Here is a 19,154-nt window from a genome sequence, read left to right as displayed (position 1 = left end):
CCTAGAGCCGGGCACTCTTCTTCAGCTCCAGATACTGGTTGACCAGCTCGATGGCCAGATGCTGCGGTTCGGTGTCCAGTGTCAGCACGCCGCCGCTGCTCAGCTTGCGCATCATCGCCTCGCGCTGGTTGAGGAACAGGCCAGTGGCTGCATAGGTCAGCCCTTCTTCCAGCGTGGTGATCGGCTGTTGCAGGGTTTGTTCCAGACTCTGTTCGCGCAGGCTGACAAACAGCACCAGATGGCGCTTGCGCAGCAAGGCCAAGGCGGGTGCCAGCGTGCTGTCGTCCTCATCACGCAGATTGCTGAGGATGACCACCAGTGAGCGTTTGCGCAAACGGGTGATCAGGTCGACCGCAGCCTGGTAGTAATCCGGTGAGCGCAGGCTGGGTTGCAGGTCAAACACACTGTTGAGCAGGGTGTTGACGGTGGCATCGGATTTGCGCGGCGCAAAGTAGCGTGGCTGATCCGTGGCAAAGGTTGTCAGCCCGACCGCATCGCCCTGACGCAAGGCCACATAGGCCAGCAGCAGCATCGCGTTCAGGGTGTGGTCGAAGTGGGACAGCTCGCCATCCCGTGCCAGCATGCGGCGGCCACAGTCCAGCATGAACACCACTTGCTGGTCCCGTTCGTCCTGATACTCGCGTGAAATCAATTTGTTCATGCGGCTGGTGGCTTTCCAGTCCACCTGACGCTGGGTGTCACCTTCGCGATATTCGCGCAACTGACGGAAATCCATCCCCTCACCGCGGCGGCGGCGTTGCAGCACTCCGATCTGGCTCAGGCGGTTGTCGGTGGCGAGCAGGGCGTAGCGCACAATGGCGGCAAAATTCGGGTAGACCTTGACCGTCTCTGCCGTACCTGCCAGAAACTGCCGTTGCCATAGACGCAGCGGTGAAGTCAGGCGAACCGCACAGAGGCCAAATGGATGCTCACCCCGCTCCAGCGGTTGCACCTGATAGGACACTTCGGCAAAGCGTCCCGGCGGAATACGCAGGTCCAGCGGCAGGTTTTGTGGCAGGAAGGAGGACGGGTGCTGGTCGAACAACTGCACACGACCCATGCGGCGCAAGCGGTGGCTGACATGCAGTTTCACAGCATGCAGCAGACCGACCGGCAGGGAACCGGGCACCTGTCTCTGCACCTCGACCGGTTTGCCTTCCCACAACAGCCACAGCAGATCGAGCAGCGTGATGGCGGCCAGCAGGCCGCAGAACGGCCACCAGAAGGGTTGCAGTATTGACCAAGCGGATACGGTGATGGCCGCAGCCAGCAGGCCGACCATGCCCCAGACCAGCGTGCGTGACGGGATCAGCACCGGGGTGGCTCCCCAAGCAAGGATGAGGTCATCACAGGCGCGGTGCCTCGATCTGGCTCAGCATGGCACGCAGCACGGTGTCGGTGGTTTGCCCTTCGATTTCCAGTTCTGGTGCCAGCGCAATACGGTGGCGCAAGGCGGGCAGGGCCACCAGCTTGATGTCGTCCGGCAGGACGAAGCCGCGGCCTTGCAGCAGGGCTGCCGCACGCGCGGCGCGCACCAGCGAGATGCCGCCACGCGGCCCGGCGCCACTGGCAACGCCAGGCTGATTGCGGGTGGCGCGTACGATGCGCACCGCATAGTCCAGCACACGGTCGTCCACCGTCAGGTTGGCGGTCAATTGTTGCAGGGCTTGTACGGTGGCCGGTTTCACCACGGCATTGACCTGGCTGACGGTCAGCTGGTCACCCACTGAGCCAAGCGTCACTTGCCGGATCATGGCTTGCTCTTCCTGCTCGGACGGATAGTCGATCAGGGTTTTCAGCAGGAAGCGGTCCAGCTGGGCTTCCGGCAGCGGGTAGGTGCCTTCCTGCTCAAGCGGGTTCTGCGTGGCGAGCACCATGAAAGGCGGCGGCAGGGTGTGGCCTTCACCTTCGATGGTCACTTGTTGCTCCTGCATCACTTCCAGCAGGGCGGCCTGAGTCTTGGCGGGGGCGCGGTTGATTTCGTCCGCCAGCAGCAGATTGGTAAAGACGGGCCCCTTGCGGGTGGTGAATTGCCCGTTGGAGGGGTCATACAGGGTATGGCCGGTCACGTCGGCCGGCATCAGGTCCGGCGTGAACTGGATGCGGCGGAAGTCACCGGCAAAGGTGCGCGCCAGCGATTTAACCAGCAAGGTCTTGCCCAGCCCCGGCACCCCTTCCAGCAACAGGTGACCCCCGGCCAGCAGGGTGATCAGCACTTCGTCAATGATGGCACCTTGCCCGACCACCGCGCGCGCCATTTCCTGGCGCATGCTGTTGACGATGGTGATGGCTTGTTCCAGTTTGTCCTGGGGCAAGGATGAGGTGTCAAGGCTGGACATGGCGGTTTCCCGTTTCTAGGTTCAGAGGCGCCGGTAGAGGCGCTGCAGGGTTTGCAAGGCTTGCAGCAGCTCATGGCGCTGCGGCGGCAGGCCGATCAGGGCGGTTTGTAGCTGGCTCAGCGGCAGGCCGGTTTGCTCGGCAATGGCCACCAGCTGGCTTTGACCGTGCAGGACAGCCAAGTGTGGATGGCGGCGACGCAGACGTTGCTGGATGCGATGGCGAATGGCGTCCAGCAGAATGGCATGGCCACGCTGTTGCCACAGGTAGCGACCACTAGCGGACAGATGCTCCAGCAGGCTGCGGCGTGCACGCGGCGCTTCCGGCAGCAGGGTACCGACCCGCGGGATGATGCGCCACAGCCAGATCAGCAGCCAGGCCAGAAACACCCACAACACGCGATGGGCATTGCGCACCAGCCAGCCCCATAGCGACGGATCGCGCAGGTCTGGCAGCAGTGCCAGTGTCCCCTCCGGGTAGTGCAGGCGGGTCAGCTGATAGAGCAGGGTGGCGTGCTGTTGCCGGTCCAGACTGCCCCAGAAGTTGTACCCTTCATTCTGAGCGCTGTATTGCGCGTTGTACTTGAACAATCGGGTTGTGGGCAGCGCGGTCAGATGGCCTTGGCCCACTGGCATGTCAACCAGCAGTAGATCATCCTCATTGCCCCAATGGGTGCCTGGCGTGTCGGGCGACAGGGCTTGACCGGCTTGTGGCTCCCAGGATAGCTCGCCCAAAGGCGCGGGTCCCAGCAGGCGCTCGCCAGGATTGCGGACCATCAGGTCCTTGCTGGCGTCCTGTGGGGGATGGCTATCCTCATGGGTGGTATCGGTGAGGCTGAGCCCAAAGGCGCTCAGCAGGGTGGTTTCACCCCGCAAGTCCTCATAGCCGATGATCAGATGACCGCCTTGCCGCACCCAGTGCTGCAAGGCCTCCACCTGCCGGGTATCCGGATCGTTCTGATCCAGCAGCATCAAGACACTGTGGCGCGGCAGCTGGCGCAGCTCCGGCAAGGTGCTGATCCAGATGGGAGGGCGCTCCAGCCGGGTCAATACCCGATCGGCGGCCAGATAGTCCTTGCGGACCGTATCCTCTGCCGGAGGGTGGTAGATCCACTCGGTGTGCTCTTCCAGGTGCTGGTAGAAATAGATGCCGCCCACCAGTATCAACAGTCCGATTATTGCTGCAGCAAGGTATTTCATGGGGCTTAGACCTCGCTGCGCCGGATGCTGAAATGTAGCGCCCACTGCTCGCACAGCTGCATGGCCTCTGCCGCTGGGGTGAGGCGGTGGGCATAGGTCAACTGCTGCCAATGGGCGACCAGACCGGCAAAGTACTGATGGCTGTCACTGCTGCCCAGCTGGCGTACGCGGCGAATGCAGTCGCCCTCGGTGTCGCCGGGCTCGATCTCCAGCCCGACCCGCAGCCAGTGCACCAAGGCGCCGCGGTACAGCAGGCTGAGCGCCGCCTGAATCTGTCCTTGTTCAATCAGCTTGCGAGCAGCGCTGGGCAAGTCATCCGGCAAGCTTTCCGGACGGACATCCAGCCCAAACAAGACCTCCGGGGCCTGCCCCTGCACTTTTCGCGTGTTGCCTGGTCGCCAGTGCCGAGCGGCGTAGTAGAGCAGGAAGGCCAGTACCACACCGAAGATGACCCACACCAGGGTGCGGAAGCCCTCTGCGCCAAAGTTGAGATTGTTCTGGTATTGTGGGTCGCGCTGAGGCTCTATGCGCTCTTCTTTTTCCTCGTTATTCCGGTCAGGCACAAACTGCCAGGACTGGATGGCTTCATGCTTGCCTTTGATGTCGGCCTGGTCCAGTACCTTGGCGAGTTCCTCCTGCGGTTCTGCCGCCGCATGGCCGAAGTGCGGTACGGCGAGGCTGCACACCAGCAGCAGTAACAACGTCGGCCCGGTATGCTTGAGCCACTGCTGCAGCCGCTGCCCAATACGGCGAAAGGCAATTTCCAAGTCCCAGCCCTCCAGCACCGTGCGACGCTGCAGATAGAGGCTGAAGCCGCCAGCGACGAAATAGGGTTCCAGCAAGCTGTCGAGCAGGCTCATCAGCAGGGGGAACAGCCAGGCCCCTACGGTGGCAGACATCCCTTCCAGCATGTCTTTCAGCGGGTCCCATGGCATGCGCCATGCTTCGGCAGAAGGAACGAACAGGGCCACCAGCATGAACAGGCCCAATGCCATGAACAGCGCCATATGGTTCAAGGCCAGTGCCATGGAGGAGGCATGGGCACGGGTGGTGCGCCCCAGCAGATTGCTGCGCTGACGCGCAGCACGGCCACGCTGGCCTTCCAGTTGCCACACCGGCAGGAACACGGTGCGTGCGCTGCTAAGACGGCGGAACAGCAGTGCGCCCAGCAAGCCGGAGTGCCAGAGCAGCCTGGGCCAGCGACGCAGCACGTGCCCGAGCGTGGGCGGCTGGTCAAACACCGCTCCGGACAGTACCGCCAGCAAGGGGCGAGACAGCATGGGCTTAAGCCACCACAGCAGCAGAAAAGCCCAGATCGGCTCCCATTCCAGCGACCAGGCCATGGCATAGACCAGCAGGCTGAAGGGCAGCCAGCCCAGCAGCCAGACACCGTACAGCGGTTTCCACCACTGCCGTACCATGCTCATGCCAAGGTCCACGGTTTCCCAGCCGCCACGTGGTCGCAAGGCCAGACGGAAGCGCTCAAGCTGCACGGCGGCCTCCCAGCAATAACCAGAGGCTGAGCAAGAGCCACATGCTGCCACCAAATACGTATTTGACCATCGGCGGGATAAAGGTCTGTGGCGACCAGAAACCCTCGATGAAGGCGGCAATGAAGGTGAGTGTGGCTGCGCCACCCAGCAGGCGTACCGCAATCTGCGCGCGTCGCTTGAGGGCATGCAGGCGGCTGTAAGGGCCCGGCGCAACCAGTGCATAGCCCAGCTCCAGCCCGGCGGCCCCAGCCAGTGCCGCGCCGATCAGTTCAAAGCTGCTGTGCCCGGCCACAAAGCTCCAGAAGGTCACAATATAGCTCTTGTGGGTCAAGTAGCCGGCAATGGCACCGATGATGACGCCGTTATAGACGGTATAAAAAAGCGCACCCAGGCCGAACAGGATGCCGCCAGCAAAACACTGAAAGTCGATCGAGATGTTGTGGTAGATGTAGTAGCCCCACATCAGGATGTCATCCGGCGCTTCCCGGGTGAAGCCGGTCACTTCATTGCCGGGCCGATACATATGCTCCATCTGCGCCTGGGTCATTTGCGGAATCAGGTAATCTGCCAGCCCCGGATACCATTGCATGGCAATGATCAGACCAAACAAGGGCACAAAAAACAGCAGCAGGCCGGTGACGGTAAACGGCCACTCTTGCCGTACCAGACGCGGAAAATCCTGCGCCATGAAGCGGAAGAAATTGAAACCTTGTCCGCTACGGCTGCCATACAGCTGCATATGGCCGCCTTGTACCAGACGGTGCAGTTCATCCACCAGCTGGCTGGTGTAATGACGGTCGCGCGCCAGGGCCAGATGCTGGCACAGCTCGCGATAACGGTCTGGCAGTTCGGTCAAGGGGAAAGGGGCCTGCCGCTGGCCATCTTGTCCCTTTTTGGGGCGTTGGAAGTCCAGCCACAAAGCAAACGCCAGCCAGCGGTTACGATGGTAGCGCTCAAAATCCGCCTGTTTCATGGCTGCCGTCCCAGCAGGTATTGGGCGTAGCGTAACAGCTGCTGCCGCGCATCCTCGCGGTGTTGCCCCACAAGCGGCCCGGTTTGCTGTGCCAGCTCGGTGGCCCGCTCGGGCGTCAGTTGGCCTTGCCGTACGGCAAAGTCGATGATGGCGCGTTGCTCATGCGGTGCCAGCGACCACGGCGGGGCTTCCGGCTGGGTGTCCTCCATCACGGGCAGGCGGGTCTTCAGGTCGCGATACACCACCACCGTACCGGCAGCCAGATCACCAATACGCTTGAACTCCTGGCTAAACAGACAGCTGATCAGGCCAAACAGGTACATGGATGGGAGCCAGTCGACCAGACGCAGCAGGTTGCGGGTCATGGAGGCCTTCCAGCCGACCGGGGTGCCATCATCGTGCACCGCCATGATGCCGAGCAGTTTCTTGCCGGGCGTGGAGCCTTTGCTCAACACCTCAAACAGCACTGGGTACAAAAACTCGATCACAAACACCAGGATCAGCAGCACTCCGATACCAGCCTCTTCCAGCACGGCCAGCATTTGCGCCAGGATGATGATGAATATCCACCGGATGATGACATCAATGCACCATGCCAAACCACGTGGCAAGGGGCCTGCCGTACGGATGGCCAAGTCCACCCCTTCCGGGGTGGGCACAACGGCAAGCGTGTCGAGCAGAGGTGGTGAAGTGGTCAAGGTATTGTCAGGCTTGGCTGGCTGAGGGGTTGTAAATACCCTGGTGTGACGCACGAATGGCACACAACAGGGTGGCAGCAACAATATCTGGCCGATGAGAATCGACGGTGATGGTTGTTATGCTGTGCATGTTTTCAACAAGGGCTGGGAGCATAGCGCGGCCTGCCGGGCTTTGCCAATGACAAAGCGGACAGGCCGGGGTGCTTGGTGACGTTGCATTCAGGCCAGGTAGATGTCTTTGTAGGCAGCGTAGACCGAGGCCAGCAGCAGCGGGTAGACCACCAGCAGGCCGAGTCCGAAGGGGATGGCACCGATGACACCCAGTACAGCGCCGAGCAAGCCAAACAGCAGGATGCCCAGCCAGTTCTTCCAGTAGCCGCTGAAGCTGGCCTTGATGGCCTCCATGGGGGGCAGGTCATGCAATACCACCAGCGCCGGGGCGAAGAACACCAGTGAATACACCACAAAAGACAGGGCGATCATCACCAGCATGACAATGATCATGCCAAAGCCCATGCCTGCCAGCAGGGCCATGGCCCCGGCGTTGCTGCCCGGAGTCATGGCGCTCATGCCACCTGCTGCAAAAAAACTGCCGCCTACCACCACCATCGTCAGGATGCCGCTGATGACGGACATGACGACGCCTGCAGCCAGGCCGATCAGGCCTACGATCACCAACTGGCTGGCGTGGGTCTGAAAGGCCGAGAACAGGTGGTTGACGGTCAAGGGTTCACCTTGGTCCTGTGCAGCCGCACCTGCCATGATGCCGCCCAACAGCATGGTTGCCAGCATCGGCATGGCCAGTGCGCCCAGAATTGGGATGAAGGCCAGCACAATGACGAGCACCCCGAAGATCAGGGTATTGACGATCCAGATGCCGGGGTTGTCCTTGAACAGGTTCCAGCCGCCCGTCAGCCAGTTGATGGCATTGCCTGCCGGGACCTTGCGGCCTTCAGCGATCAGTGTGCCATTTTGCGTGGTGGGGACATCGCGGACAGTCGACTGTGGGGCCTGATAGGGATTTTCCATGATGCTGCTCCTTGTGCGGGGTTGGACGCAGGGGTGGGTCAGACAACAGTGGCTGCAAGATTACCCGTAGTGCTGCCATTTGCCAACGGCATGTTTCTTCCGTTGTCAGAACGGTATCTGCTGTTGCAACAATGGCCACACCACGGTCGCCAACAGCAGGCCACTTTCGACCCGCTCGATGCCTGCCCCCAGGCAATCACCACTGACCCCGCCCACCCGACGTAGCAGATAGCGCGCCCAGAGCCAGACCAGCGCAGGTGCCAGCAGCAAGGCGGGTGCCAGCCAGGCGCTGAGCGCGGCCAAGGGCAGCAGCCAGGCCCAGTAGTGCAGCGGGCGCAAATGCCAGCGGAAAGCCTCCGCCATGCCGGGAGCCAGTGGCGGCAGACGATGACTCCAGTACAACACCCCCCAGCGCGCCCAGGCAGGAATCAGAATCAGCGCAGGCAGCCACGGGCTGGTCAGCAGCAGGCGGCAGAGGATCAGCTTGGCCAGTACCTGTTGCAATAAGGCCAGTACACCAAAGCTGCCCAGGTGGGGGTCTTTCATCACCGCCAGCAGTCGCTCCGGATCACGATGGGCGGCGCCGAGGGCGTCGGCCAGGTCGGCCAGCCCATCCAGATGCAGGCCGCCGGTCACGGCTATCCACAGGCTGGTGACGAGCAGGGCCGCCAGCCACGGGTCCACTGCACTTGCCAGACTACCTGTCAGCCACAGCAGGCTGCCGATCAGCAAGCCCACCAGCGGAAACCAGATGGCGGCCTCGGTCAGCAGGGCGGGTGAAAAGGCGCGGATCTGCGGGGTGGGCAGGCGGGTGAGGAACTGGATGGCGAGGATCAGCCGAATGCCATGCTGTTTCATGGGGCCATGCCTTGTTGCAGATGAAGCAGGTAAGCAGGGTGATCGGGCAGCAGGCTGAACTCCAGCCAGCCCGCTGCGGAAAGCGCCAGCTGTCCGGTCTGCGCCCAGCTGAGGTGCAGCAAATCGGCCAGCAGCGCGCGCGCCACCCCTGCGTGGCTGAGCAGCAGCAAGCGCTGGCCGGGTTGGTAGAGCTGTGCGGTAGCGGTCTGAATGCGTTGTCGGAATGCCGGGTAGGGTTCAGCGCCGGGTGGGGTGAAGTTTTCTGGGTCAGCCCGCCAACACCGCCAGTCGGGCTGGTGCTGCAACACGTCGAGCGGCTGCCCGTCCCAGTCGCCAAAGTGCATTTCGGCCCAGGCGGGGTCAATCCGGTTGGGGCACTGCAGCAGTGCAGTGGCATGCGGCACGAAGTGGGCGCAGCGTTGCAGCGGCGAGCTGATCACCGCGTCAATCGGTCCAGCCTGGCAGATCTGCGTGAGGCTGTGCTGCATGGCGGCCAGCCCGGAGGGGCTCAACGGGTAGTCGCTGTGCCCCAGCAGCAGGGCGTGGCCGGCAGTACTGGCCCCATGTCGCAACACCACCAGCCGGCACGCGGCATTCATGTCGGGATACCGGCTTCGGCAAAGGTCGCCATCTGGTTGTGTAGCGCAATGGCCGCCTGCAGCAAGGGCAGAACCAGTGCCGCACCGCTGCCTTCGCCCAGTCGTAATTGCCAGTCCAGCAAGGGTGTCAGCCCCAGCTGTTGCAAGACCAGTGCGTGGCCGGTTTCCTGTGATTGGTGGCTGGCCAGCCACCAGTGGCGACTGCCCGCTTGTTGCGCCTCGCACACCAGCGCGGCGGCACTGACGATGAAGCCATCCAGCACCACGGGCACACCCTGCCGTGCGGCACCGGCCAGAAAACCGGCGATGGCGGCAATCTCCAGCCCGCCCAGTTGTGCCAGCCAGTCGAGCGCGGTGGCGGGTTGATGTGTCTGGGCGCGCTGCAAGGCGTGGGTAACCACCGTTTGCTTGTGCAGCAACCCGGCGTCATCGAGCCCGGTGCCACGCCCGACCACCTGCTCGGGTGCGAGCCCGCTCAGGGCGCAGATCAAGCACGCTGCCGCCGTGGTGTTGGCAATGCCCATCTCACCCGCGATCAGCAGATTGGCGCCTTGTGCAATGTGCCGCTCGGCAGCCCGTTCGCCGGCGGCCCAAGCAGCATCGCGCTGGGAGGATGTCAACGCGGGCTGGTGCAGCAGGTTGGCGCTGCCAGGCGCTACTTTGTCATGCACGATGCCGGCCAGCCCCTGCAAATCTGCATTGACCCCGACATCGACGACTTCCAGCCGGGCCTGATGTTGCCGGGCCAGCACATTGATGGCGGCGCCACCCTGTGCAAAGTTGTACACCATGGCGGCAGTGACACTGGCCGGATAGGCCGATACCCCTTCCGCCGCGATGCCATGGTCGGCGGCAAAGATGCTGATGGCGGGGCGCAAGGGTTCGGGCTGTGCGCGCTGCTGGCACGCGGCCAGCCAGCAGGCGACTGTTTCCAGCCGGCCCAGTGAACCGGGGGGCTTGGTCAATTGTTGCTGACGGGCCAGGGCAGCGGCATGGGTGAGCGCATCGGGCGGCATGAGCGGGGCGGTGGATTGCATTATGAAATAATCTTATTGAAATGTTTCATATCATGAGAAATTTTGCTGCGATATAATGACACGCTTGCAGGTGCCCCGGCCAGCCCGGGGTGAAACAGGGAAACCGGTGCGCATGACTGACATGCTATTCCGGTGCTGCCCCCGCAACGGTAAGCCATGCGTCACGCGTGCGTGACGGCCCGTATCCCATCCTCAGGATGGCCAACCACTGCCCCTTGCCGGGCGGGAAGGCGGTACGGCGCGCAAGCCCGGAGACCGGCCCGCAACTTGCCCGCAGGCAAGAACTGAACTGCACGCGCGGTGGGCGCGGGGTAGCCCCGCGTCTCGCGCGGTGATCCCCTTTTGCCCGCCGCATGGCCATCATGCACCACGCACAGACGTGGCAAAGGAAGATCATGCATCGCAATCCCGTTTACCTGAGTGTACTGGCCGCCCTGGCGGTCCTGCCGGCCATGGCAGATACGACCCCCACCACTGAAGATGTGGTGGTGACCGCATCCCGCATCCCCACCCCGCGTAAAGGCTTGGCTGCGCTGACTACCGTCATTACGGCGGAGGATATTCAGCAGAGCTCGGCGCGCACCATTCCGGAGCTGCTGGCTGCCGAGATTGGCCTGTCCATTTTCAGCATGAGTGGTACCGATGATCGCAGTATCGATCGGCACGGCTTCGGGGTGGCCGGGATCAGCAATGTGCAGGTACTGATCAACGGTGTGCCACAAAAGGACAATGACCTGACGCCCCCCCGCCTGACGCACCTGGCGCTGGCAGATATCGAGCGCATTGAGGTTCAGAGTGGTGCCGGTGCAGTGCTATACGGCAGTGGTGCAACCGCCGGGGTGATCAACATCATTACCCGCAACCCCATGAAAACCCAGCCACGCGCCACGCTGTCGCTGATGGGGGGCAGCTATGGCACCCGTGAGGGTGTCGCACGCGTGAATCTGGGCAGCGACCAGTGGGCGCTGACGCTGGGTGCCAACAAGATGCACAGCCGCCACTATCGTGATTTCAACGCGGAAGACCGGCATGCCCTGTCGGCCGATTTCCGCTGGCGAGGTGAGCACGATAGTGTGCAGCTGTTCGCCGCAAGCGGGCAGCAAAAACTGCAGCTTCCGGGTTCCATCAGCTGGTCCGACTATGAAAAAGACCCTCGCCAGCGTGGGAGTTATGTCTATACCAGCTGGTTGCATGATCGGCAGCTTCAGCTGGGCTATCAGCACGAATTTGGCCCACACCGGCTGGACCTGGACCTGGCACGCCGCAGCAAGCACAGTGAAGCCAGCTATGGCAGTACATCGACCTTGCGCTCCACCACGCTGGCCCCCCGTGTCACCTGGAAATGGGGCGAGGGTGTCAAGCATCAGCTGACGGTCGGGGCGGATTTTGGCATGTCCCGCAATGATGTTAGCGGCAGTACATACAGCACCGCCACGCAGCGATACCGGGCCCTGTTCATCAATGAGCAGATGGATTTTGCAGGTGGCACGCAGTTGCAGGTAGGGGGGCGCAGTCAACAGGTGCGTAGCCAGACCATCACCAGCAGCAAAACCATGGATGATGACCGGCACCTGACCGCATTTGATCTGGGGGTCTCCCAGCCGTTGTGGTCTTCGGTCGAAGGCTATGTACGGGGTGGACGCAGCTTCCGCATTCCCAATGCCGACGAAGTGACCTCGGTGACCTCGGAAGGATTGCGCCCACAGCGCTCACGCGATCTGGAGCTGGGCCTAAAAGGCAAGTTTTCTGCGGGGGAGTGGCGGGCAAATGTGTTCCGCCATGACCTGACCGATGAAATCCACTACAACCCTTTGGTGACTAGCACTTCTGGCAGTTCAGGCGCCAACATGAATCTGCAACCCACCCGCCATCAAGGGCTGGAGCTCAGTGGCGATTGGGCGGTGACGCCAGACGTCAAGCTGACCGGTAATGCGGTGTGGCAGCAAGCGACTTTCCGCAGTGGTATCTATGGCGGCACGAATCTGGCGGGCAAGCGCATCCCGGTGGTTCCCAAACGGATCTTGAATCTGGGGGTGCACTGGCAGATCAATGCGGTGACGGATGTATCTTTGTCGGGGCGTGATGTGAGTGAGCGGATCGCAGATGATGACCAGAAAAATACGGCCAGCCGCCGTCTGCCCTCCTACCGTTTGCTGGACCTCAAGCTGGGGCAGCGCTACCGTGACTGGTCTTGGCAGCTGGCGGTCAACAACCTGCAGAACCGCAAGTACGTGGAGTATGGTGGTGCGTACGGCATTTACCCCAGCCCGACCCGCAGCGTATTCTTGACCCTGGAATATCAGGTTCAATAAACCATGTCCCGTACCCTGATCCTTGGTGGTCGCCGCAGCGGCAAAAGCGCGCGAGCCCAGCAGCTGGCGGCCCAGGCCGCGGAGGTGGTGCTGATTGCCACCGCCACGGCCTGCGACGAGGAAATGACGGCGCGCATTGTGCATCACCGGCAATCGCGCCCGGCGCACTGGCAGGTCTGTGAAGAGCCGGAGCGGCTGGCAGATGCACTGCTGCAGCTGGCGCAACCGCAGCGTTGCCTGCTGGTGGACTGCCTCACCCTGTGGCAGACCCACTTGCTGCTGCAGACGGATGAGGCGACCCTGCAGCGGGAAACCGACGCGGTGCTGGCGGTGTTGCCTCAGTTGCCCGGCGAGGTGGTGCTGGTCAGCAATGAGGTCGGCTGGAGCATCGTTCCGGAGTCGCCTTTGGCGCGGCGTTTTGCCGATGAGGTGGGGCGCTTGCATCAGCGGCTGGCTGTGGTGTGTGAGCGGGTCGAGCTGGTGGTGGCGGGTCTGCCGCTGTGCCTGAAGGGGGGCGCATGAAGGGCTGGTTGCTGGGCGTGTGGGTAACCCCGGTGATGGCCTTGAGTGTGCAGGACGATGCCGGGCGGACAGTCACATTGCCACATGTCCCCCAGCGCATCATCAGTCTGGCCCCGCATGCCACTGAGTTGTTGTTTGAAGTGGGGGCGGGGGCGCAGGTGGTTGGCGTATCGGCCTGGTCCGACTACCCGGCAGCAGCCCGCAGCAAGGTGCAGATTGGTGGCATCGACGCGCTGGATATCGAGCGCATTCAGGCCTTGCATCCGGACCTGGTTGTTGCCTGGCAAAGTGGTAACCGTGCGAGTGATGTCAGCCAGTTACAGCGCTTGGGCCTGCCGGTGTACTACAGTGAGATCCAGCGGGTGGATGCCCTGCCGGACGCGCTACGCCGGCTGGGGCAACTGACCGGGCATGATCAGGCGGGAGCACAGAAGGCCAGGCAGGTGGCACAGGGTTGGGCGACATTGCAGCAGCGCTACGCCCGACGTGCCCCGGTCACCGTGTTCTATCAGGTCTGGTCCAGCCCCTTGATGACGGTATCCGGCAAGCAGTTTATCGGTGATGCCATTGCCCGTTGTGGCGGGGTCAATCCGTTTGCCCGTTTGCCAGGGCTAACTCCGACGGTCGGGGTGGAGGATGTGTTATTGGCCAAGCCGCAACTGCTGGTGACGTCCACCCCGGATGGTCAACCGGATGGCAGTCTGCAGGACTGGGCGCGCTGGCCTACCCTGCCCGCCGTTGCGCGCAAGCAATATCTCTATCTGCGGGCGGACTGGCTCAGTCGGCCCACCCCCCGCTTGCTGTGGGGCATTCGTCAGCTGTGTGAAGGCATTGAGCGCACGCGCCAACAGTCTGATCACTAAGGTGCCGACAGACTTGCGGCTTTCAGGATGGCTGCACGGGTGTCCAGGATCAGGCGCTCATACTGGCCAGACTGTTTCAGTTTCGCCAATCCCCGGTTGAAACGGCTGATCAGCTCCGCCGCCTGCGGATGGCCGCGGTAAATCAACAGGTGTACCGGGACCTCCCAGATGGTATGGCTGTTGGCGACGATCTGCCGTTGCTGGCCGGGTTGGAACAGGCTGGCCAGTAGATACTGACCTGCTTCCTTTTCCATCGGGAACAAGTCAATGCGTTGCAACAGCAGCTTGCGCATGCCAGAAGGGTCGTCAGGGCCTTCATCGACCTGCAGCTTGCCCTCTTGCTGCAAGCGGCTGAAATCATTGGAGACAAAATTTCCCTTGGTGATCCCGATGTTGTACGGGATCAAGTCTTCCATGGTTTGCCAATTGATCACGCGCTCCTTGCGCTGGAAGAACACCATGTGGAAGGTCAGCAGGGCATCGGAGTACAACAGCTTCTCGGCGCGTTCCGGGGTATAGGCCCAGCCAAAGGTACCGTCATACAAGCCTGCCATCGGGCCAGCAATACTGCGGTTGTTAGGGACCTCGACCAGCGTGATGTCTACGCCTTCCAGGGCAAAAGCTTCCTTCACCAAGCGTGACAAGATCCCCTGGTAGGGGATGTGGGTGCCCATATACGGAGGATAATCGTTCAGGGTCAGGCTTATGCGCTGCGAGTAGGCCTCAACCCGTAGCAGGCTGAACAGAACAAGAAGCAGCAGTAAACGTCGCATGATAACCCCCTTGGCGGGCAGCATGCAGAGAGGGAGGATGCTTCATTATAGGCGGTGCTACCTTGCCTTCCTGGCAGCACCGGATTGGTCCGACCAACGGTTACTTGACCAGCGCCACCCGCAATCCCAGCGCGCAGAAAATGCTGCCGGCCAGCAGGTGGATGCGGCGGGCAATGGCCGGGCTGCGTTGCAGCCACTGGCCGATATGCCCGGCAAACCAGCCGAACAGGCCAAAGATGAGCATGGTTTGCAGCATGAACAGCACACCCATCACCAGCATCTGCTGCGGGACATGGCCCTCGGCGTGATTGACGAATTGTGGCAGGAACGACAGGAAGAACAGCGTGACCTTGGGATTCAGCATATTGGCCAGCACGCTTTGACGGTACACCTGCCACAGATCGGGTTGCTGACCATCCTGCTGCAGGGCGAAGCCGGAGCGATCGAGCAGGGTGCGGATGCCCAGATACACCAGATAGGCGGCACCGGCATAGCGGACCAGATTAAACGCCGTAGGGCTCTGGGTGATCAGGGCGGCGATGCCGAGGGTCGCCAGCAGGGTATGCCACAGGCAGCCGCTGGCAAAGCCGGCGGCGGCGGCCAGCGCTGCCTTGCGGCCCTGGCTAATGCCACGGGTAATCACATACAGGTTGTCTGGTCCCGGCAGCAGGGTCAGCAGGATGGCGGCACTCAGAAACGCTTCCAGATGCGGCATGGTGGCTCCAGATCAGGGGTGATGGCGTAGCAGTTGCAGGCTGCGCAGCTGCAGGGCATGTTGTTGCGCTGCCAGCGCGGTGGGGTCCAGCAGAGCTTGCTGCGGCTGTAGATGCAACAGCACGTCGACCGAGCCTTGCAGGTAATGCAGCACCACCTGCTCGGACTGCAAAGGGGGATCAAACAAGGGGGCCAGTGCCGGGAGTAGCTGCTCGCGTGAAGGCGCGGTGCTGTTGCGGGCAATCTGGTCTTCTTCCGGATCAATATGGATCAGCGCATCCAGCGCCAGATGCTGCTCCAGCACCCGCTGGCGGGCCTGCTCGGCAATGCGGTGGCCCTCGGAAACACTGATCACCGGCGACACCAGCAGGTGGGCATCCACCAGCACCAGATCGCCCATCTTGCGTACTCGTAGCTCGTGCACATCGCACACTCCGCTGGTGCTGGCGAGCGTAGCGCGGATATCCGCCACTACCGTTTCTTCCGGGGCCGCGTCGGTCAGCTCGCGTATCGCCTGCCAGCTGAATTTCCAGCCCATGTGCGCCACCATGAAGCCCACTAGCGCAGCTGCCAAGCTGTCCAGTGCATGATAACCCAGCAGGTTGCCACCAATACCGGCAGCAACCACCAGCGAAGAGGCTGCATCCGAACGCGCATGCCAGGCATTGGCCACCAGCATGGAGGAGCGCACCCGCTCGGCAACCCGCAGCAGGTAGCGAAACAACAGCTCTTTAGCCAGCAGGGTGGCCAGCGCAGTCCATAGGGCAGCAATGTGCACTGCAGGCAGGGCACCACCACTGGTCAGCCGTTCGCCCGCACGCCACAGCATGCCAAGACCGACCAGCAGCAACAGCAGGCCCAGCCACAACGAGGCCACGGTTTCATAGCGGGCGTGACCATAATGATGATCATGGTCCGGCGCCTGATGGCTGTGGCGATTGGCCAGCAGCACCACAAAATCGGCCACCAGATCAGAGAGGGAGTGCAGGCCGTCTGCCACCAGCGCCTGTGAGCGCGCCAGCAGGCCCACCACCACCTGTACCACGGTCAGACCGAGGTTGATCCAGACACTGACCCAAGTGCTGCGGGAGGCGGCACGCTGGCGTTCGGCCTGAAAGGCCGGGTCGAGATGCTCAGCCACGCTCATGGCGGTTGGCACGAGGTTTACACCAACGCCACGCGATCAGCAGATAGCCGGAAAGGCCGTAAAGCACGAACAGGCTGAACAGGGCGACCGGCGCGTTGTAGGCGACCAGCAGGATCAGCAACACCAGCAGCAGCAGCACAAAGAAAGGCACACTCTTGCGCATGTTCACTTCCTTGAAGCTCCAGAAGCGAACATTGCTGACCATGGTCAGCCCGGCAAACAGGGTGACCCCCAGTGCCAGCCAGCGCATGGTCGGGTGCGCGGTGGGGGAGTAGCCATTGTCGATGGCTACCCAGACTGAGCCCGCCACCAGCGCCGCTGCCGCCGGGCTGGGCAGGCCGGTGAACCAGCGCTTGTCGGCCACGCCAATCTGGGTATTGAAACGGGCCAGACGCAAGGCGGCGCACACCGCGTAAATGAAGGCCACCATCCAGCCCAGCTTGCCCAAGGGCTGCAGCGCCCACTGGTACATCACCAGCGCGGGCGCCACACCGAAGGACACCATATCAGACAGCGAGTCATACTCGGCACCAAAGTCGCTCTGGGTGTGCGTCATGCGCGCGACCCGACCATCCAGGCTGTCCAGCACCATCGAGATGAAGATGGCCACTGCCGCGTAGTCGAACTTGCCGTTCATGGCGTGCACGATGGCATAGAAACCACCGAACAGCGCGGCCGTGGTGAACGAATTGGGCAGCAGGTAGATGCCCTGCTTGCGGATGCGAACGTTGAGCGGGGTTTTGCTGTGCTCGGACATGCGCGGGCCTCGTATGCTCGGTCAGTCGGCCAGTTCGGCCAGAATGGTGGCCACGCCAGTGACCTTGTCACCCACGGCAACCTTGGGCTTGGCGCTCAGCGGCAGGTACAGGTCCACCCGCGAACCAAAGCGGATGAAGCCATAGCGCTGGCCACGGTGCAGCTTGGCCCCCTTCTCGACATAGCAGAGGATACGGCGCGCCACCAGACCGGCCACCTGGACGCAGGTAATGTCCTGCCCATTGGCGGTACGCAGGTGCAGCGCATTGCGCTCGTTTTCAGTCGAGGCCTTGTCCAGCGCGGCGTTGACGAAAGCGCCGGGGTTATACCAGCGATCAATGATTTCGGCATCCAGCGGGCTCTTGTTGCTGTGCACGTTGAACACATTCATGAACACGCTGATCTTCAGTGCGCGGCGGTTCAGGTACGGGTCGTCCGTTTCTTCCACCACCACGATGCGGCCATCAGCCGGACTGATCACGGCATTGGCCTGTTGCGGCACCGGGCGGGCCGGGTCGCGGAAAAACTGCACCACAAACACGAAGAGCACCCAGCCAATGAAGGAGAACCACGGCAGGAACCACGACAGCAGCACGGAAATCACCAGTGCCAGGGCAATGAAGGGCCAGCCTTCGCGGGCCAGGATGGGGTGAGGGTAGGTGTTGTTCATGTCCGGTTCGAAATGGGCTAAAGGGTGATGATACTACAGGGAAAGTGCCCGCTTGGGGGCAGCAAAATAAAAACGGCGGGCCAGGCCCGCCGTGTGCTGCAATGAGGCCGGGCCTCAGTTCTTGCTTTGGTCCACCAGCTTGTTGGCCTTGATCCAAGGCATCATGTCGCGCAGCTTGGCACCGACCACTTCGATCGGGTGCTCGGCGTTCAGGCGACGACGCGAGGTCAGGGTCGGGCCACCGGCCTTGTTTTCCAGGATGAAGGACTTGGCGTATTCGCCGGTCTGGATGTCCTTCAGCGCCTGACGCATGGCGTCCTTGGTGGCTTCGGTCACCACCTTCGGGCCGGTGACGTATTCACCGTACTCGGCGTTGTTGGAGATGGAGTAGTTCATGTTGGCGATGCCGCCTTCGTACATCAGGTCGACGATCAGCTTCAGCTCGTGCAGGCACTCGAAGTACGCCATTTCCGGTGCATAACCGGCTTCCACCAGCGTCTCGAAACCGGCCTTCACCAGTTCCACCGCGCCACCGCACAACACGGCCTGTTCGCCGAACAGATCGGTCTCGGTCTCTTCACGGAAGGTGGTTTCGATCACGCCACCCTTGGTGCCGCCATTGGCTGCCGCGTAGGAGAGGGCAATGTCACGCGCCTTGCCGGAGCGGTCCTGATACACGGCGATCAGCGACGGTACGCCACCACCGCGCTTGTACTCGGAGCGCACGGTGTGGCCCGGGCCTTTCGGGGCCACCATGATCACGTCCAGATCGGTGCGCGGCACCACCTGGTTGTAGTGAATGTTGAAGCCGTGGGCAAAGGCCAGTGCTGCACCTTGCTTGATGTTCGGCTCCACATCGTTCTTGTAGACCTCGGCAATGTTTTCGTCCGGCAGCAGGATCATCACCACGTCGGCGCTCTTCACCGCGTCGGCCACCGGAGCCACCTTGATGCCAGCGGCTTCCACCTTCTTCCACGATGCGCCACCCGGGCGCAGGCCCACGGTCACGTTCACGCCGGAATCGGTCAGGTTCTGGGCGTGGGCGTGGCCTTGTGAGCCGTAGCCGATGATGGTGACGTTCTTGCCCTTGATCAGGGAGAGGTCGGCGTCTTTGTCGTAATAAACCTTCATGCTTGCATTCCTTTAAATGGGTCGTACCAATGTTTCATTGTGC

18 protein-coding genes, 1 pseudogene and 1 riboswitch are annotated in these 19,154 nt (G+C 62.2%); of the genes and pseudogenes, 3 read left to right on the top strand and 16 right to left on the bottom strand.

The window, feature by feature from the left end; all coding sequences use genetic code 11:
* Position 1 precedes the first annotated feature (1 nt).
* From ACE3O2_RS05510 to cobT, 10 genes are all read right to left on the bottom strand, one after another.
* Entirely contained in the window at positions 2-1,315 is a 1,314-nt protein-coding gene (locus ACE3O2_RS05510) for a DUF58 domain-containing protein (RefSeq protein ID WP_374335468.1), read from the bottom strand.
* A gap of 31 nt (positions 1,316-1,346) precedes the next feature.
* Positions 1,347-2,339 carry an AAA family ATPase gene (locus ACE3O2_RS05505; RefSeq protein ID WP_374335466.1) on the bottom strand — a complete coding sequence of 331 codons (993 nt, stop codon included), beginning with the start codon at positions 2,337-2,339 and terminating at the stop codon, positions 1,347-1,349.
* A 21-nt stretch (positions 2,340-2,360) separates the two neighbouring features.
* The gene (locus ACE3O2_RS05500) at positions 2,361-3,536 is read right to left on the bottom strand and encodes a DUF4350 domain-containing protein (protein ID WP_374335463.1); all 1,176 of its coding nucleotides are present in this window, start codon (positions 3,534-3,536) and stop codon (positions 2,361-2,363) included.
* A gap of 5 nt (positions 3,537-3,541) precedes the next feature.
* A complete protein-coding gene (locus tag ACE3O2_RS05495; protein WP_374335461.1) occupies positions 3,542-5,029 on the bottom strand; it encodes a DUF4129 domain-containing protein in 1,488 nt (495 codons plus the stop codon).
* On the bottom strand, positions 5,019-6,002 hold the full coding sequence (locus ACE3O2_RS05490) for a stage II sporulation protein M (RefSeq protein ID WP_374335459.1): 984 nt from the start codon (positions 6,000-6,002) through the stop codon (positions 5,019-5,021). Before ACE3O2_RS05490 ends, ACE3O2_RS05495 begins: the two co-directional genes overlap by 11 nt.
* Positions 5,999-6,700, bottom strand: coding sequence for an RDD family protein (locus ACE3O2_RS05485; protein WP_374335457.1), 702 nt, complete (start codon positions 6,698-6,700; stop codon positions 5,999-6,001). Before ACE3O2_RS05485 ends, ACE3O2_RS05490 begins: the two co-directional genes overlap by 4 nt.
* A gap of 219 nt (positions 6,701-6,919) precedes the next feature.
* Positions 6,920-7,729 carry a BPSS1780 family membrane protein gene (locus ACE3O2_RS05480; RefSeq protein ID WP_374335453.1) on the bottom strand — a complete coding sequence of 270 codons (810 nt, stop codon included), beginning with the start codon at positions 7,727-7,729 and terminating at the stop codon, positions 6,920-6,922.
* 105 nt (positions 7,730-7,834) lie between these two features.
* Complete coding sequence (cobS, locus tag ACE3O2_RS05475; protein ID WP_374335451.1) at positions 7,835-8,587, bottom strand: adenosylcobinamide-GDP ribazoletransferase; 753 nt, start codon at positions 8,585-8,587, stop codon at positions 7,835-7,837.
* Positions 8,584-9,186 carry a histidine phosphatase family protein gene (locus tag ACE3O2_RS05470; protein WP_374335449.1) on the bottom strand — a complete coding sequence of 201 codons (603 nt, stop codon included), beginning with the start codon at positions 9,184-9,186 and terminating at the stop codon, positions 8,584-8,586. The genes cobS and ACE3O2_RS05470 overlap by 4 nt, the downstream gene beginning before the upstream one ends.
* Entirely contained in the window at positions 9,183-10,223 is a 1,041-nt protein-coding gene (gene cobT, locus ACE3O2_RS05465; RefSeq protein ID WP_374335447.1) for a nicotinate-nucleotide--dimethylbenzimidazole phosphoribosyltransferase, read from the bottom strand. Before cobT ends, ACE3O2_RS05470 begins: the two co-directional genes overlap by 4 nt.
* Positions 10,224-10,274: 51 nt before the next feature.
* A riboswitch (cobalamin riboswitch) is annotated at positions 10,275-10,502 on the top strand.
* Positions 10,503-10,618: 116 nt separating this feature from the next.
* On the opposite strand from cobT, the gene ACE3O2_RS05460 reads away from it, so the two are divergent.
* Genes ACE3O2_RS05460 through ACE3O2_RS05450 form a run of 3 tightly spaced genes read left to right on the top strand, consistent with a single transcriptional unit; the run spans position 10,619 to position 13,920 of the window.
* Entirely contained in the window at positions 10,619-12,535 is a 1,917-nt protein-coding gene (locus ACE3O2_RS05460) for a TonB-dependent receptor (protein ID WP_374335445.1), read from the top strand.
* Positions 12,536-12,538: 3 nt separating this feature from the next.
* Positions 12,539-13,057 (top strand): bifunctional adenosylcobinamide kinase/adenosylcobinamide-phosphate guanylyltransferase, encoded by a 519-nt coding sequence (cobU, locus tag ACE3O2_RS05455; RefSeq protein WP_374335443.1) that lies wholly within the window; start codon positions 12,539-12,541, stop codon positions 13,055-13,057.
* Positions 13,054-13,920, top strand: coding sequence for a cobalamin-binding protein (locus tag ACE3O2_RS05450; RefSeq protein ID WP_374335441.1), 867 nt, complete (start codon positions 13,054-13,056; stop codon positions 13,918-13,920). The genes cobU and ACE3O2_RS05450 overlap by 4 nt, the downstream gene beginning before the upstream one ends.
* Here the strand turns inward: ACE3O2_RS05450 and ACE3O2_RS05445 are convergent.
* The 6 genes and pseudogenes from ACE3O2_RS05445 to ilvC form a co-directional block, all read right to left on the bottom strand.
* Positions 13,917-14,693: a substrate-binding periplasmic protein gene (locus tag ACE3O2_RS05445; RefSeq protein ID WP_374335439.1), complete on the bottom strand. Its 777-nt coding sequence runs from the start codon at positions 14,691-14,693 to the stop codon at positions 13,917-13,919. The genes ACE3O2_RS05450 and ACE3O2_RS05445 overlap by 4 nt on opposite strands.
* A gap of 100 nt (positions 14,694-14,793) precedes the next feature.
* On the bottom strand, positions 14,794-15,408 hold the full coding sequence (locus ACE3O2_RS05440) for a LysE family translocator (protein ID WP_374335437.1): 615 nt from the start codon (positions 15,406-15,408) through the stop codon (positions 14,794-14,796).
* A gap of 12 nt (positions 15,409-15,420) precedes the next feature.
* Complete coding sequence (locus tag ACE3O2_RS05435) at positions 15,421-16,566, bottom strand: cation diffusion facilitator family transporter (protein ID WP_374335434.1); 1,146 nt, start codon at positions 16,564-16,566, stop codon at positions 15,421-15,423.
* Complete coding sequence (gene pssA / locus ACE3O2_RS05430; RefSeq protein WP_374335432.1) at positions 16,541-17,311, bottom strand: CDP-diacylglycerol--serine O-phosphatidyltransferase; 771 nt, start codon at positions 17,309-17,311, stop codon at positions 16,541-16,543. The genes ACE3O2_RS05435 and pssA overlap by 26 nt, the downstream gene beginning before the upstream one ends.
* A 30-nt stretch (positions 17,312-17,341) precedes the next feature.
* Positions 17,342-17,980 (bottom strand): annotated as a pseudogene (locus ACE3O2_RS05425) (phosphatidylserine decarboxylase); the annotation flags it as partial.
* A gap of 114 nt (positions 17,981-18,094) precedes the next feature.
* Positions 18,095-19,111 (bottom strand): ketol-acid reductoisomerase, encoded by a 1,017-nt coding sequence (gene ilvC, locus ACE3O2_RS05420; RefSeq protein WP_374335430.1) that lies wholly within the window; start codon positions 19,109-19,111, stop codon positions 18,095-18,097.
* Between the last annotated feature and the right edge of the window lie 43 nt (positions 19,112-19,154).

The sequence above is a fragment of the Leeia sp. genome (assembly GCF_041909055.1).
In the GTDB taxonomy this organism is placed as follows: Bacteria; Pseudomonadota; Gammaproteobacteria; order Burkholderiales; family Leeiaceae; genus Leeia; species Leeia aquatica.
The sequence above is the reverse complement of the archived record's forward strand: the minus strand, read 5'-3'. Positions and strand labels throughout refer to the sequence as shown.